This is a genomic window from Gemelliphila asaccharolytica (assembly GCF_001553005.1).
Classification (GTDB): Bacteria; Bacillota; Bacilli; order Staphylococcales; family Gemellaceae; genus Gemelliphila; species Gemelliphila asaccharolytica.
In genome coordinates this window covers 1-14,775 of the sequence record NZ_KQ959897.1, presented here as the reverse complement: position 1 = coordinate 14,775, position 14,775 = coordinate 1, and the positions used below count along the sequence as shown (strand labels likewise).

The window sequence follows — 14,775 nt, the reverse complement described above, 5'->3', positions numbered from 1 at the left end:
CGGCACATGGTACTACCTAAACGCTGACGGTAGCATGGCAAAAGACACAGTCATAAATGATTATTTTATCGATGAAAATGGAATATGCAAAAAAATAATAAAAGAAATAAATTATTATGCTCAAAACGATTCTAGATGGAGTGATTCTTATTATGGACGCTGGAATATGGCTAGCAGTGGCTGCGTGCCTACTACGATGGCTATGGTAGTTTCAACATTAAAACAAAATTCTAACATAACTCCTAATGATATAGCTTATTATTTATGGAATAATACTGATTCATTTAATAAAAACTCAGCAGGAACCGGGTCAAGTGGTGTAATAAGTGTTTTAAATTACTATGGCTTAAAATATGACCCAATTTATTCTAAAGAAGAATTTGTGACAGCTCTAAAAAGGGGGCAAATTGTATATTCTGTAAATTCAGGAAATCTATTTAATTACAACTTTTTCATAGATCACGCTACTTGTAGCGTTGGTATAGACAATTCTTTCTGCACTACAAATTACAACCCTGATGCTAATCTTGGGATTAAGAAGATTAATATTAATTATTTATGGAATACTTTGTCTAATGACTCTATAAATTACATAGACAACACCCCTATTATTGCAATATATAATTAAAAAACAACTTTCTGTCAACCTTAATTAAAAGGTTGACTTTTTTTAAAATTTTTTTAGTAATCTTTCAAGTAAAATTATCTCTTATCCTTTTTGCTAGAATTTCTTATTCTTATAACCTATTTTTTCCTAGATTTTTAGCTCTTTTTACTCTTTTTTACTCTATTATTTTAGTGTTTTTTGAAAATTTCTGCGTTAAACGTCCTTTGTCTTAAATAATATTTTTATAATATTGTTAAATTTAAAGGTTCTTTTTTGTGCTTTATTATTTTTACATTGTTTTTATTGCTTCTTTGTCAATAGAATAAGAGTAAAAATTTTTTAAAAAATAGATTTTTCTTTTTTTATTTTTTTTGATTTTAAAGCTGGTTTACTTTTTATATTGTTTATCAACAATAACATTGTGCAACCTTTTTATTTTAATAAAAAAAACACAGGAGTTTTCTCCTGTGTACTAGATACTATTTTATTTTATGCTGCTTTTTTTTCTGCTTTTTTGTGTCCTTTTATTAGCATTGTTACTGCTGTGTAAAGAACTACTACTATGATTATCCATGTAAGTATTGTGATGTCAACATTTGTTACAAATTTAACTGCTACAAATACCCCTATTACACCACCAATCATTACTGCGATTGAACCTCTTCTACTGTAGTTTCCTTCTTTAATGAATGCTGGTGATCCCATTGCCATAAGTCCTGCACATGATGCCATCATAATTGGGAATGCTACAAGTGGGTTTAATCCTAAGATGAATACCATAGCCATACATGGTGCATATAGCCCTATTCCTGCCATCATTAATGCTCCTAAGAAGAAGTTGATTACTATGGCTACTATTAATGCTATTCCTGTAAGTCCTATAGCTGTGTTTCCTTTACCTAATAAGTCTATCCATCCTAATTGTTTTGCTGCCATTAAGATTGCTGTTATTATTAGGGCATATCCCATCATGATTTGGATTTTTTTCTCAGAGAATTTATTTATTACTCTAGCTCCTATCATAGCTCCTACTACTGCTGCTATAACTAGTGAGAATAATGTTACTGGTTCCACTTTTACTGCTACTAAGAATAATAACGCTTCTGTTATAACTGGTATTGTATGTGCCACATTAAGTGTACCAGGAAGTTGTTTATCCCCTGCTTTTAGGAATTTTGTTACTTGGAAAAGCATAGTTGTTGGTGCAAATGACCCTATACCTATTGTGTCAAGTACGTCTGTTATAAAACCTATAATAAATCCTTTTACTGGGCTATCATCTCCTAGATTGTCTTTGTTTTTTACTAAATCTATTACCCACATAATAAGGAAGTATATACCTGCTAATACAATTAATATTTGCAATGTTAATAATAAGTTCATTTTCTTTCCTCCTTTTTTGTAGTTTTACTACATTTTTTTATTTTTTTTTGTTTTTTTTTATAATTATTCCTGTTTTTTTGCAAAAAAAATATGTTTTTTTTTAAATAGCTATTAATGATTAGCTTTAACTTTCGTTTTTTTATACTAATCATTAATAGCTTTTAAGTACTTGTTTATTTTATCCTAGTAGGAAACCATATGTTAGTGGATCATCTGGATCGTATACATATTGTGTAAATCCAAGAATATATCCAGATCCTGTTACTTCTGGTATTATTGCTTTGTATCCTGCTAAATCTCTTTCTTCTACTATTCTTCCTTTGAATAGTGTTCCTAGAATACTTTCGTATACAAAAGGTTCTCCTACTTTTAATTCACCTTTTTTATAAAGTGTTGCTAGTTTTGCTGATGTTCCTGTTCCACATGGTGAACGGTCTATGTTTCCATCTCCAAATACTACAACATTTTTGAATGTTGCTTCTGGATTTGTTGGTTTATCATAAATTTCTACTAGATCAACTGTTTTTATGTGTTTTAAGGTTGGATGTTGAATTTCTACTTGTGCATTTACTGCATCACGTATTTTAAGAGCTTTTTCTTTTAGTTCGCTAGCATTTTTTGGACATACTGTAAGTCCTAATTGTTCTGCTGGTAAGATTGCAAAGAAGCTTCCTCCAAATGATATGTCAAATTTAATTTTTCCAACGCCTTCAACGTCTAATTCTACATCTTCTTTGTATAGGAATGATTCTACGTTTCTAAATGATACTTCTTTTACTTTTAAGTCATCTTTTAGTTTTGCTGTAGCATATACTAATCCAGCTGGAGTTTCTACTACTACTTCTTTTTCTTTTGCTCCTTTTTCTACTGCTACCATTCCAGTTTCAACTGCCATTGTTACTGCTGCTATTGTGTTGTGTCCACACATGTTTAAGTAGCCACCTGTATCCATGAATATGATACCAAAGTCTGCTTCTTCTTTAGTTGGTGTTACTATGAATGCACCGAACATATCTTGGTGTCCACGTGGTTCAAACATTAATGATTTTCTAATGTGGTCCATGTGTTTTTCAAGATATTGTTTTTTTTCTACCATGTCTTTCCCTGGTATCTTAGGTATTCCAGCTGTTACTAATCTTGCTGCTTCTCCAGCTGTATGTGTGTCTATTACAGTTAATGTTTTTTCAAATTTCATTTTAAAGCTCTCCTTATTTTAAAATTTTTTGTCTTTTCTCATTTTTAATTTTAATAATCCCAAGGCCTTTCTTGCGTCCACTGTGTCGATGTTATTTTCTCCAACAATTTCCGTTTCTATTCCTTCTTTTGATTTATTAAAATCTAATACATATTTGGTATATTCATTTTCTACTACAAATTTATGTTTACCCATAAATTTAAGCCCAACTATCGATATACCTCTTTCACCTATTTCAAACATTGTATTGACATAGTCAACATCACTATTACCCCAGCCATCTGCTGAGATTATTGCTCCGTCTGTTCTCATAGCGTTTAACCAAACAGCTGTTCTAAATCCTACTAGATTTTTTAGTCTATTGTCTTGGGGGGTTCCCACCACTATGACACCTTGAAAATCTATTTCTGGATCTGTTGCAAGAACATCTAGGAGTGGATCTCTAAAATGGTGAAGTGATGTTTCTTTTGTTGATGGTCCTATTCCCATTTTTTACACCCCCTATACCATTGCTCTTATTGCACCATCACGATACTCGTTTGGTGTTAATAGAACTGGCATGTTTTGCATATCTATGATTGAAATACCTTTTTCCACACCACTAGGTTCTGTAGGGAAAAGTAAGTTGTCATACATCATTCCTTGTCCCGCAACTTCTTTTACCAATGCTACTTTTGGTTTGCCTGGATTTTTTTTATTGTAGTAGTCATGCACTTCGTCTGCATCTCTACCATTTAGCATTTTCATTTTTTCTCTTATATTTTGAATGTACACGTCTGCTAATTCAAATATTGAAAATGCTAGTTGTCTGTCAAAACTTATCTCAGGTTTTATGATTACATCTATATGGACAAGAAAATCCCTGTCATTCGGTGTACCTGCTTTATTTAATTTTAATTGTTCTTTTAAAATACCTTCAGAAGACCCAAATTCGTGCATTTGCTCTCCTTTGGTATTCGCCCCTGTTAAAAGCACTCTAACACCTGTTAATGTATGTGTAATTCCTTCTCCTACTCTTCCTAATGCTTTTGTGGATATTGGTATAACATCCATTATTGTGTTTACATATATATTATGCTCTAAGGGTTTAATGATTTTTACTTCTACTTTTTCAAATACATTCTTATCATATTCTATTTCTTTTTTTATTAGTAGTTTGTTTCCTTCTACTTTAAATTTATTACCTATCTCTAAGTCCTGTATATGAAAAACTTTTATTTGTAATTTATCGCTTTGCATATTAAAACCCTACTTTCTATATTTACAATACCTCACTATGTAGATTGACACTGTTTATATCTACATAGCCTGTAAATATAAACTTAATCTATAGGAGGGGGATAAGTCCCCTCCTTTTATTATACGTGTGCAATGTATTCGTGTGCTAATGGTACTATTTTACCTGCACTTGGTATTTCTACAAGTTGTGTTAATGTATCTTTTAAGATAGCTGTTTGTTGTTCAACGTTGTTTGGTTCACCTGCGTTAGCTCCCATTGGTACTAGTGGTGCTACGGCACGTGGAGTACCATTTTGACGTACTACTGGAGGTAGTGCTGCTATTAAGATTGTAGGGATTCCACTTGCTTCTATTGCTCTCTGCACGATCACGGCAGTTCTATGACAAGTACCTCAACCAGCTGTCATAACGACACCGTCTGCTCCCTCTTCATTTAATTTTTTAGCTATTTCTGGTCCTGTTTCGTTAGTGAAGACTTCTTGGTTTCCTCCACCACCCATGAATCCGTAATGTGTTGGTGCTACTCCACCGATAAATCCTTCTGCTGCTAATTCTCTTAATCTTTCGATTGGGAACATACAGTTAATATCTTTGTTAGCATCTGCATTATCGTATCCACCGTGTGATACCATTAAATCTTCTACTTTTGCGTCAGATGGAATTGCTCTGAAACTTGTATCTCCTGCTAGATTAAATCTTTTATCTTTTTTTAAGTGAATACCGGCTGCACTAGCTATGGCTATTTTCATTTCTTTTAATGGTTTAGTTACTGGTGCCCACACTGGTTTTGGTGTGATAGGTACATAAATTTCTGATTGTAAACCTTCAAATACCGTTAATGACATTTTAGTTTCTCCTTTACTTATTTTTTTCTGTTTGTTCTTTTTTTATTTTTTCTTGCAATTTTTTTGTTTCTGAAATTGCTTTTGCATAATCTGCATTTGGTTCAGCATCAAGCACTTCTGGGTAGCTCATTAAAAATGCTACTTCTTGTCCTACTTTTACCTCTCCCTGTGATATAAGCATTCTTAGTGGTATTTTTAATTGACCTAGTCTTCCTTTTATGTCTATAGTTACACTTGCGTCTGTGTGTTCTACTATGATACCTTCCCAAACTCTTTCTGTTGATGCATATTTTAATTTATCAAACATATTTTATTCTTCTTTTTCGTATATTTCTAAACGTTTTTTAGATTTTGGTAATACTTGTTCGTTGTCAAGTAATTCTACTTTTTGTCCTGTAGTTTTTTCTATAACGTCTATGTTGTTTAATTTAACGTTATTGTTCCATTTTCTTTCGGCTTTTTTGATTGTTCCGCCACCCATTTTTGTTTTAAGCATTGCTAATGCTCTGACAGCGTCTTCGTTACATAGTGTATTATTTCCTAATATTTCGTTTTCAATACCTTGTTTAGATTTGTTGTTGTCTACCATTGCATCCATGTATTTGTTACCAACTACTAATGCACCTTGAACTGCACAGTATGATACACCTACTACACTTACTCCACGTTGTCCAACTTGTTCAATGTGTGATGCAAAGTCGATGTGGTTGTTACCAAATCCTTCTGTTGTTACGATTACTCCGTCAATGTCCATTGATTCTATTGTCATACCTAAACGTTTAGATACATAGAATTTTTCTGAGTTTGCTTGTGGAGATCCTACTAATAACACACCTACTAAGTCGATTTCTTCGTCTGCCATTGCTGCTAATACTAATGGTTCTCTGTAGTAGTGTCTTGAACATTCTTTTGATGCAGGTCCTATACAAGTTAATGCGTGGATACCTCCATCTAATACTTCTGTTGGTGCAAGCATTATTGGTAAGTTTCCAAGGTCTACGTTTGGTTTTGCTCCTAAAGTTCCTACTGGTTCAACTGGCAAGATTAGGTTGTCGTGCATTGCCCCTTGTCCCATGATTTCTTTTACGATAAGAACTTTTTTGTTTCCTGGACGACGATATTGTTTTAAGTGGATTGTGTCTACTACTAAACTGTCATCATCTACTTTTTTAAGTGCTTTTCTTATTTCTTCTGTGATGTGGTCAAATGCTTTGTGAGCTGCAAGTGGTCCTGGTCTTTCCATGTTAGATCCAGCTTTTACTGTTACTTGACCTTTGATGAAGATTTCTCCTTTTTCGGGTGCTCCTGGACGTCCCCACATGATGTTTTTGCTCATTTCTCCTTCTGAAGAACCAAATTCACCTATTTGAACTCCGTTTGCATCTGTTCCTGTAAGAACCATTACTACACCTTGAAGGTCACGGCTTATACCATGTCCTACATCTCCTTCTTCTTTACAAGCTATTGGTTGTACGTCCATGATTGTTTCAGAATATTTATCATAATCTGCTGGTGTAATTATTTCTAATTTCATGTCTTCTACCAATTCTTGTGTTTCTACTGCTTCTTTACAAAGTTCATCAGCATGACGAAGAATTAATGTAGTTCCTTTGATTTCAGTTTTGTCACCAAATTCTACTTTATCTATTTTGTAACGTTTTGTTACTAATTCACGCATTAGTTTTGCTTCGTGATGTTCTTCTTTTGTAGCTTCTCCTGCTGCTACAGGTGCTTCCGCTGCCACTGGTGCTGCTACTACTTCTCCTGCTGCTGCTTGAGATAATGCTCCAACTGGTATTTCAAGGTCTATTCCTTTTCCTTCTTCAATGTGTAATTTCATCACTTGAGAAGCTCCTGTTCCAGTAAATGTAGTTTTTGCTACTGGTGAAGCTTTTACTTCTGCTTTTTCTTCTTTAACTTCTTCTTCTTTAACTTCTGCTTTTTCTTCTCCTCCAGCACTTTGTACTTTGTCTAATACTCCTGGAGTAAGTGGTACTAATGAGTCACAAGTTTTTGTTAATGTTGATCCTAATACTTGTCCGATTGTTAATGCATCATCTGGGAAGCTTAATAATCCTGAATCTACTAAATCATCAAATAATGCTGGATCTTCTAAGTTTGATGCTGTTAATGTAACACCTGCTTCTGCTCTGCAACATAATACCGCTTTGTCATTGATATGCTCTTTTGCTGTTTCTGCTGTAATTGACATTAAAATGTCCTCCTTAATTAATCTTTAACTATACTTCTATATAATTTGTGCCCGGCACCTCTTAGAACATGATCGGTACTATGATATACTGCAACTCCTAACCTAGGAGCGACTCCTGAGACCGTGTTAGTTCAATCTTGACATGTTCCTGTGATTATACCTTGGCCACCATCTTTTTTAATGTTCAGAACTTTTTCCGCTTGTCCTGGACAAATACCTGGTAGTTCGCAACGCAATCTACCATTTTTATCTGGTTTCATACGTTTACAGCGTTGAACGCTGACTACTTCTGAACCCATTGCTTTTGCGATTTCTTTGAGTCTTTCTTCCCCTGCACCGCATTCGCAAATAAGTATTCCTACTTTTGGTTTACCATGAATGTGAGGCATAGCTACTAAAATACCACCTGTTGTTTTTTCAATAACAGATTCTTCTGTAGCGTGTTTACCTGTGAATGGTCCACCTTTTACTATTTCTCCGTGAGGTTCTACATAACCACCAGTACGATTTATAAATTCGCTAAATGGTAAGTTAATTGGAACATCAAAGAAAACTTGAGGGTTTTTAACTCTTCCTCCAACTGTGATGTCTTTATCAATTAGCGGTTTGCCAAGTTCTATTGCTTCAGCCACCCTTTTTATTGTTTCTACATTTGATATTGTCGCACCAACTGTTGCTGGAAGTTGCCCTATGTCTAATACTTTTCCAAGTATTTCACGGACAATAACTCTTTCATCCCCCGCTGGATACATATCTGGTAAAATTTTTACAGATATGTTAGGAATATCTTTACAAGCTTTACCTATAGCTAACATCGCTTTTGTGTATTTTGTTTTTATAGCGATATAAGCTCTAGCTGCCCCTGTAATTTCAATCATATATTGAAGACCGCGGATAATAATATCTGGATTTTCTTCTATAAATTTAATGTTGTGAGATAAAACCGGTTCGCATTCAGCTGAATTGGCTATTATGCATCCACCTTCTATTTTTGTAGAAAGTTTTATCCCCACCGGAAATCCTGCTCCTCCTAAACCAACTAGACCTGCATCTTTTATTCTTTGAAGTTTATCATCAGTATCAGGAAGTTTTACATAGTCATCACTTTGTTCTTTATCAAGTTTTAAAACTATTTCACCTTCTTTTACTTCTTCAACAGTACCAGATAAACTAGCATGAATATTAGCTCCAAGTCCGGTAGGAGTTGCTATTAGTTGACCACGTTTTACGTGTTCACCCACTTCAACTATAGCAGCACACGGGGCTCCTACGTGTTGTTTAAGAGGTATACTTATCTTTTCTACATTAAATTTTAACATTATTTTTCCTCCTTTCTTTAAATAATGCATATGCAGTTAAAAAAGTAATCTGTTAACTACATTTTTATTATAATACAGAAGTTTAAACAAAACAACCTTTTTTTAAAATAAAAAAAATATTTTTTTTATAACAGTTGCTTTTCGCTTTCTTTATTGCTGTTGTTAGTAGTTTCGTTTTGTTTTTTTCTCTGAAAATTATTTATTATTTGTCAAAAGACAAGGTTTTTTAAAATCAATATCATTTTTCTGTTTCATTTTTTGATGATAACTGTTATATTCTGTAGTACATTTTTGAAACGCTCTTTTTTTTGTATTTTGTTTTTATTTAGAAAAATATTGATGTCATCTTTTTTTGAGAAAATTATTTGGAATTTTTTGAAAAATCTTTATTATAATTAAAAAACTACTGTACTATTTTTTGAAAAAAAACTTTTAAAATTTATTATGAAATTTGAATTTATTCAGTTTTTATAGTAAAATAAACTGATATGTATTTTAGGAGGCATTATGAATAAAATAGCTATAGTAAGTGCATATAGAACAGCAGTAGCATCTTTTGGCGGAAAATTATCAAAAGAAAACCCTATAAAAATAGGCTCTGAAATCGTAAAAACTGCACTTAAAAAAATAAATCTATCTCCAAAACTTGTAGATGAAGTTATTTTTGGTAACGTCTTAAGTGGCGGACTTGGTCAAAACATTTCAAGACAAATTTTAATTTCCTCTGGAATACCAGAAGAAAAAAGTGCTTTTACTGTTAATAAAGTTTGTGGTTCTGGACTAAAAAGTGTAACTCTAGGAGCACAAAGCATAATGACGGGAGAAAATGATATAGTTGTTTGTGGCGGTATAGAATTTATGTCACAAGCACCTTATTTAAATAAAAAAGCAAGATTTGGAAATAAACTAGGTAGCTTTGAACTTACCGATAGCATAATATGTGACGGACTAACAGATGCATTTAATAATTATCACATGGGAATAACAGCAGAAAATATAGCAAAAAAATATAACATAACCAGAGAAGAAGCAGACAATTTTGCATTAAATAGTCAAAAAAAAGCGTGTGAAGCAATAAAAAAAGGAAAATTTAAAGAAGAAATTGTTCCTATAGAAATAAAGGTAGCAAAAAAAATAGAAACTTTCGATACAGACGAATACCCTAGAGAAAATACTAACTTACAATCTCTTGCCAAATTAAAACCTGCATTTTCTAAAGAAGGAATAGTTACCGCTGGTAATTCATCAGGAATTAACGATGGCGTAGCGTGTGTTATTTTAATGAGTGATAAAAAAGCTAAAGAACTTAATATTAAACCACTAGCTTACATAGAAGGCTTTAGCTCTGCAGGTTTAACTCCTTCCCTTATGGGACTGGGACCTGTTTATTCAACAAAAAAACTTTTAAAAAAACAAAATATAGACATAAAAGACATTGACCTTTTTGAACTAAACGAAGCTTTTGCAACACAATCATTAGCTGTAATAAAAGAACTAAAAATTGATGAAAAAAAAGTTAATGTCAATGGAGGTGCCATAGCAATTGGCCACCCTATAGGAGCAAGTGGCAGTAGAATACTCGTAACACTTATTCACGAACTAAAAAAACAAAACAAAAAATTAGCCTTAGCCTCTCTTTGTATTGGTGGAGGGCAAGGAATGTCACTATTAATATCTAATAATATTGAATAAAATTTTAAGGATGGATTAAAATGAATATTGGAATTGATAAAATTGGTTTTTCTATGCCAAATAGATATTTGGATATAAAAGATTTAGCTGTAGCAAGAGGAATTGACCCTGACAAATTTACAAAGGGACTCTTGCAAAGTGAAATGTGTGTAACTTCAAAAGAAGAAGACATAGTAACACTTGGAGCAAGAGCAGCAGAAGAAATTTTAACTAAAGAAGACAAAGAAAAAATAGACATGATTGTCTTAGGAACAGAAACAGGAATTGACCAAAGCAAAGCAGCAGCTGTTTTTATTCATGGACTGTTAAAAATAAATCCATATGCACGAAGCGTAGAAATAAAAGAAGCTTGCTACGGGGCAACAGCGGCCCTAGAATTTGCAAGAAATCATATACTTAGCAAACCGAACTCTTACGTTTTAGTTATAGCCAGTGATATAGCAAAATATGGAGTAGGAGCAGGAGGAGAATCTACACAAGGAGCAGGAAGTGTCGCCATGCTAATCAAAAAAGATCCTCGTCTTTCTATACTTAACATAGATAACACATATCTAACACAAGACGCAATGGACTTTTTCAGACCAAACTACTCTCCATATCCATTTGTAGAAGGTAAATTCTCAACAGAGCTATACCTAAACTGTCTAGAACTTACATGGAAAAGATTTTTAAAAGAAAACAACAAAAAAATACAAGACTTTTCAGCATTTTGTTTCCACATACCATATCCAAAAATGGCATTAAAAGGATTTAGAAAAATTTTACCAGAAACAATGGACGAAAAAGAAAAAGAAAACTACATAAACAACTTTGAAAAATCAATCTTTTACAGCAAAAAAGTTGGAAATATTTATACAGGATCTTTATTCTTAGGTCTACTTTCCCTATTAGAAAATGGAAATTTAAAAGCAGGAGACAACATTTGCCTATATAGTTATGGAAGTGGAGCAGTTTCTGAAATTTTCTCAATGACATTAGTAGAAAATTACAAAAAAGTTTTAAGAAAAGACAGAATAAATGACTTCAACAATAGAACTAGACTTAATGTAAAAGAATATGAAAAAATATTTTTTGAAAAAATTAAAATAGACAACGAAGGAAATGCAAATATAGAAGGCAATGGTGAAAAATTCACATTAAAAGAAATTTCATCACACAAACGAATTTATAACCAATAGGAGAACACCATGACATTTAGTGGCTTTTATAAAAAAACAAGAGAAGAAAGAATAAATATTTTACAAGAAAAAGGATATTTATCAGAAGAAAAAAAAGAACTTTTACTCGAAAATAAAAGTTTAGATGTTAATATAGCAGGGAAAATGGCAGAAAATCATATAGCAACCTTTTCTCTACCATTTTGTGTTTCAACCCCTATAAAAATAAATAATAAAGAATACATAATACCACTTGTCACAGAAGAACCATCAGTAGTCGCTGCCCTATCAAACGCAGGAAAAATAATATCAAAAAGTGGTGGTTTTTCTACCCTAGTAGACAGCAGACTTATGATAGGTCAAGTTATTCTTTATGACATCAAAGATATTAACTGGGCAATATTAGACATAATAAAAAATAAAGAAAAAATTTTAAAATTAGCCAATGAAAGTCACCCATCTATAGTAAAAAGAGGTGGCGGAGCTATAGATATCAGTACAGAAACATTTCAAAATTATGAAAATGAGTTTCTAGTAGTTTATCTAACAGTAGACGTTAAAGAAGCTATGGGAGCAAACATAATAAACACCATGCTCGAAGGAATAAAACCATACTTACAACAACTAACTGAAAGCAAATCACTAATGGCAATATTATCAAACTATGCCACAAAATCAATAGTAACATCTAGATGCGAAATAGATATAAAATACTTACACGAAGACCTAGAAAAAGCAAAAGAAATAGCAAAAAAAATAGAATTAGCAAGTAAAATAGCAAAACTAGACCCTTATAGAGCAACAACTCACAACAAAGGAATTTTTAACGGGATAGACGCTGTAACTATTGCAAGTGGAAATGACTTTCGAGCCATAGAATCAGCAGGTCATGCCTATGCAACAAAAAACGGCAAATATAGAGGACTTTCTACTTGGACATACAATGAAGATAAAAATTCACTTAGAGGTATCCTATCTCTACCAATGCCTGTAGCCAGTGTAGGTGGATCTATTGGTCTTAATGAAAGTGTAAAAATAGCTAGAGAAATTTTAAACAATCCTGATGCAAAAGAACTAGCACAAATAATAGTAACTGTAGGCCTTGCTCAAAACTTTTCAGCAATAAGAGCCCTTGTTACTGTAGGAATACAAAAAGGACACATGAAACTTCATGCAAAAAGTTTACTTCTATTAGCTGGAGCAAAAGAAGAAGATGTAGAAATATTAGCTGAAAAATTCGCTAATATTAAACAAAAAAATTTAGCAACTGCTAAAGAATTAATAAAAAATTTAAAAAAATAAAATTTTTTCACCTTTTTATGAATATGCCATTCTTCTCACGCCTTTTGTCGTGAGAGAAATGGCATATTTTTGGTTGTGCAATATTATCGTTGATAATACTAAAAAGATTTAACCAGCTAAAAAATCAAAAAAAAAATAAAAAAAATAAAAAAAACAAATATCAACACAAAAAACAAAAAAATACTTGTTTTATAGTTGGTATTTTTTTATAAGACAACTACACAGTTGTCTTATTTTTTTTGAATGTTTACTATCTTTTGTTGATTTTATTTCATCAAAGCATAAGTGTTGTGGAAGGCTTTTATAACAATTTACTTCTACTTGTTTTCTACAAGATTTAAGTATCCTTATTGTTGTATTTTCTGATACGTTATGTTCTTTAGATATTTGTTTAAATGATAGTGTAGCTGTTAAAGCTTTTAGGATTGATAATTTTACATTTTGAGAGATGTTACAATGTTTGGGTACTAGGGATGTTCTAGCTACAAATTTTTTATTGCATTGTTTACATTTAAATCTTTGTTTTTTTAGAGTTAATCGCGAGGGTATGCCTGATAGTTTTAGTAGATTTATTGTAGTGGGTTCATTAAATCCATTTTTTACTACTTTGTTACTATTACATCATTCGCATTTTGTTGGTTTATATGATAGAACACCTTTAAATATAAAGTGTGTTTGTCCTTTTATTTTTTCTTTTTTGAAGGTAGGATCTAATATTATATTGTTATCTTTTATTTGTAGTAATTCTGTGATACAATTGTTCATGACAAATATCCTTTCTTATTATTTAGGTTCACTTTTTATTTTATTGGATATTTGTTTTTTTTGTATATAGAATTAAAATCCGGAGCATGGTTTTTTCCATGCCCCGGATTTATTATACAGCCTGTTTTTTTTGACATTTTTATTTTTCGTTTTTTCGGCGTTTATTTAACCCATGCTCCGTTTTCGTCTACATAGTAGCCGTCTGGTGTGGTAGTGTTTGCTAACATATAGCCGTTTGCGTCAAAGTAGTACCATATTCCGTTTATCATTTCCCAACCGTTTGATGGATATGATCCGTTAGCTCTTTGGTACCACCAGCCGTAGCCTTGGTTTTGCCATCCTTCTATTACCCATGCTCCATTTGCATCGACATAGTATGTTCCTATCCATGTATCTTTTGCCATACTTCCGTCAGCGTTTAGGTAATACCATGTTCCATCTAGATTTAACCAGCCTGTTTGCATGTATCCTTGCGGGTCAAAGTGATACCATTTTTCGCCTACTGGTTCCCACTCTCCTGCCGGGTATGTGCCATTTTCTCTTAAATACCACCAACCTTTTTCATCTTTTTGCCAGCCTGCTTTTGTTTCTGGGGTAGGTGTTACATCTGGCGATGGAGTTACGTCTGGAGTAGGCGTTACAGATGGATTTTCTGCTCCGTGTTTTTTGTCTAATTCTTTTGCTTTTTCTAAAGCTTCATTAACTTCTGCTTCAGTATTTGCTTTATTTATTTCTGCTATAGCTTTTGTTTTTTCTGCTTCTGTCAGTTTTTTTAATTCTTTAACTGTTTTTACTGCTTTGTCTTTTGCTGCTGCTAATTTTTTAGCATCATTGTGTTCCCCAATTGTTGTAGAACCTTCGATATCAGCTTTTAATTGTTCTACTTCTTTTAATGTTTTTAATTTTGCTAAATCTTTTAAAACTGATGCTTTTTGCTTAGGATCTTGGAATTTTTTTTCTATTATAGATTCTAGCTCTTTTTTCGCTTCTGCTAACTTTTTAGCATAATTGTGTTCCCCAATTGTTGCTGAACCTTCGATATCAGCTTTTAATTGTTCT

At 32.6% G+C, this 14,775-nt stretch carries 14 protein-coding genes and 1 pseudogene; 4 read left to right on the top strand and 11 right to left on the bottom strand.

Annotation, left to right across the window (positions count from 1 at the left end):
• Window positions 1–628 (top strand): C39 family peptidase (locus HMPREF1871_RS04305; protein ID WP_232297368.1); only part of this gene is annotated, 628 nt, incomplete at its 5' end.
• Window positions 629–1,096: 468 nt separating this feature from the next.
• Here HMPREF1871_RS04305 and HMPREF1871_RS04300 read toward each other — a convergent pair.
• The 8 genes from HMPREF1871_RS04300 to prdC form a co-directional block, all read right to left on the bottom strand.
• Window positions 1,097–1,990: a sulfite exporter TauE/SafE family protein gene (locus tag HMPREF1871_RS04300; RefSeq protein WP_066130438.1), complete on the bottom strand. Its 894-nt coding sequence runs from the start codon at window positions 1,988–1,990 to the stop codon at window positions 1,097–1,099.
• A gap of 178 nt (window positions 1,991–2,168) precedes the next feature.
• On the bottom strand, window positions 2,169–3,185 hold the full coding sequence (locus HMPREF1871_RS04295) for a proline racemase family protein (RefSeq protein ID WP_066130435.1): 1,017 nt from the start codon (window positions 3,183–3,185) through the stop codon (window positions 2,169–2,171).
• 18 nt (window positions 3,186–3,203) lie between these two features.
• Window positions 3,204–3,674 carry a glycine/sarcosine/betaine reductase component B subunit gene (locus tag HMPREF1871_RS04290; RefSeq protein WP_066130432.1) on the bottom strand — a complete coding sequence of 157 codons (471 nt, stop codon included), beginning with the start codon at window positions 3,672–3,674 and terminating at the stop codon, window positions 3,204–3,206.
• A gap of 12 nt (window positions 3,675–3,686) precedes the next feature.
• Window positions 3,687–4,424, bottom strand: a complete 738-nt coding sequence (gene prdD, locus HMPREF1871_RS04285; RefSeq protein ID WP_066130429.1) for a proline reductase cluster protein PrdD — start codon at window positions 4,422–4,424, stop codon at window positions 3,687–3,689.
• 119 nt (window positions 4,425–4,543) lie between these two features.
• Window positions 4,544–5,269: a D-proline reductase (dithiol) protein PrdB gene (prdB, locus tag HMPREF1871_RS06445; protein ID WP_083505641.1), complete on the bottom strand. Its 726-nt coding sequence runs from the start codon at window positions 5,267–5,269 to the stop codon at window positions 4,544–4,546.
• A 13-nt stretch (window positions 5,270–5,282) separates the two neighbouring features.
• Window positions 5,283–5,576, bottom strand: coding sequence for a CBO2463/CBO2479 domain-containing protein (locus tag HMPREF1871_RS04270; RefSeq protein ID WP_066130420.1), 294 nt, complete (start codon window positions 5,574–5,576; stop codon window positions 5,283–5,285).
• A gap of 3 nt (window positions 5,577–5,579) precedes the next feature.
• Window positions 5,580–7,481, bottom strand: a complete 1,902-nt coding sequence (prdA, locus tag HMPREF1871_RS04265) for a D-proline reductase (dithiol) proprotein PrdA (RefSeq protein WP_066130418.1) — start codon at window positions 7,479–7,481, stop codon at window positions 5,580–5,582.
• Window positions 7,482–7,498: 17 nt separating this feature from the next.
• A complete protein-coding gene (gene prdC / locus HMPREF1871_RS04260) occupies window positions 7,499–8,800 on the bottom strand; it encodes a proline reductase-associated electron transfer protein PrdC (protein WP_331462916.1) in 1,302 nt (433 codons plus the stop codon).
• 507 nt (window positions 8,801–9,307) lie between these two features.
• Here prdC and HMPREF1871_RS04255 point away from each other — a divergent pair.
• Genes HMPREF1871_RS04255 through HMPREF1871_RS04245 form a run of 3 tightly spaced genes read left to right on the top strand, consistent with a single transcriptional unit; the run spans window position 9,308 to window position 12,951 of the window.
• Window positions 9,308–10,492 carry a thiolase family protein gene (locus HMPREF1871_RS04255; RefSeq protein ID WP_066130413.1) on the top strand — a complete coding sequence of 395 codons (1,185 nt, stop codon included), beginning with the start codon at window positions 9,308–9,310 and terminating at the stop codon, window positions 10,490–10,492.
• 20 nt (window positions 10,493–10,512) lie between these two features.
• Window positions 10,513–11,670, top strand: a complete 1,158-nt coding sequence (locus tag HMPREF1871_RS04250; protein WP_066130410.1) for a hydroxymethylglutaryl-CoA synthase — start codon at window positions 10,513–10,515, stop codon at window positions 11,668–11,670.
• 9 nt (window positions 11,671–11,679) lie between these two features.
• Window positions 11,680–12,951 (top strand): hydroxymethylglutaryl-CoA reductase, degradative, encoded by a 1,272-nt coding sequence (locus HMPREF1871_RS04245; RefSeq protein ID WP_066130407.1) that lies wholly within the window; start codon window positions 11,680–11,682, stop codon window positions 12,949–12,951.
• A 189-nt stretch (window positions 12,952–13,140) separates the two neighbouring features.
• Here HMPREF1871_RS04245 and HMPREF1871_RS06515 read toward each other — a convergent pair whose 3' ends face one another.
• From HMPREF1871_RS06515 to HMPREF1871_RS04240, 3 genes and pseudogenes are all read right to left on the bottom strand, one after another.
• The gene (locus tag HMPREF1871_RS06515; RefSeq protein ID WP_407919980.1) at window positions 13,141–13,500 is read right to left on the bottom strand and encodes a helix-turn-helix domain-containing protein; all 360 of its coding nucleotides are present in this window, start codon (window positions 13,498–13,500) and stop codon (window positions 13,141–13,143) included.
• A gap of 72 nt (window positions 13,501–13,572) precedes the next feature.
• Window positions 13,573–13,716: a hypothetical protein gene (locus HMPREF1871_RS06195; RefSeq protein ID WP_157058068.1), complete on the bottom strand. Its 144-nt coding sequence runs from the start codon at window positions 13,714–13,716 to the stop codon at window positions 13,573–13,575.
• Between the two features lie 161 nt (window positions 13,717–13,877).
• Window positions 13,878–14,775 (bottom strand): annotated as a pseudogene (locus HMPREF1871_RS04240) (hypothetical protein); the annotation flags it as partial.

Bases quoted from the DNA above. Each gene is read 5' to 3' on its own strand.
- HMPREF1871_RS04290 (WP_066130432.1), bottom strand. From the start codon at position 3,674: ATGGGAATAGGACCATCAACAAAAGAAACATCACTTCACCATTTTAGA.
- HMPREF1871_RS04295 (WP_066130435.1), bottom strand. From the start codon at position 3,185: ATGAAATTTGAAAAAACATTAACTGTAATAGACACACATACAGCTGGA.
- prdD (WP_066130429.1), bottom strand. From the start codon at position 4,424: ATGCAAAGCGATAAATTACAAATAAAAGTTTTTCATATACAGGACTTA.
- HMPREF1871_RS04245 (WP_066130407.1), top strand. From the start codon at position 11,680: ATGACATTTAGTGGCTTTTATAAAAAAACAAGAGAAGAAAGAATAAAT.
- HMPREF1871_RS04255 (WP_066130413.1), top strand. From the start codon at position 9,308: ATGAATAAAATAGCTATAGTAAGTGCATATAGAACAGCAGTAGCATCT.
- HMPREF1871_RS04250 (WP_066130410.1), top strand. From the start codon at position 10,513: ATGAATATTGGAATTGATAAAATTGGTTTTTCTATGCCAAATAGATAT.
- HMPREF1871_RS04270 (WP_066130420.1), bottom strand. From the start codon at position 5,576: ATGTTTGATAAATTAAAATATGCATCAACAGAAAGAGTTTGGGAAGGT.
- prdA (WP_066130418.1), bottom strand. From the start codon at position 7,481: ATGTCAATTACAGCAGAAACAGCAAAAGAGCATATCAATGACAAAGCG.
- HMPREF1871_RS04300 (WP_066130438.1), bottom strand. From the start codon at position 1,990: ATGAACTTATTATTAACATTGCAAATATTAATTGTATTAGCAGGTATA.
- HMPREF1871_RS06195 (WP_157058068.1), bottom strand. From the start codon at position 13,716: ATGAACAATTGTATCACAGAATTACTACAAATAAAAGATAACAATATA.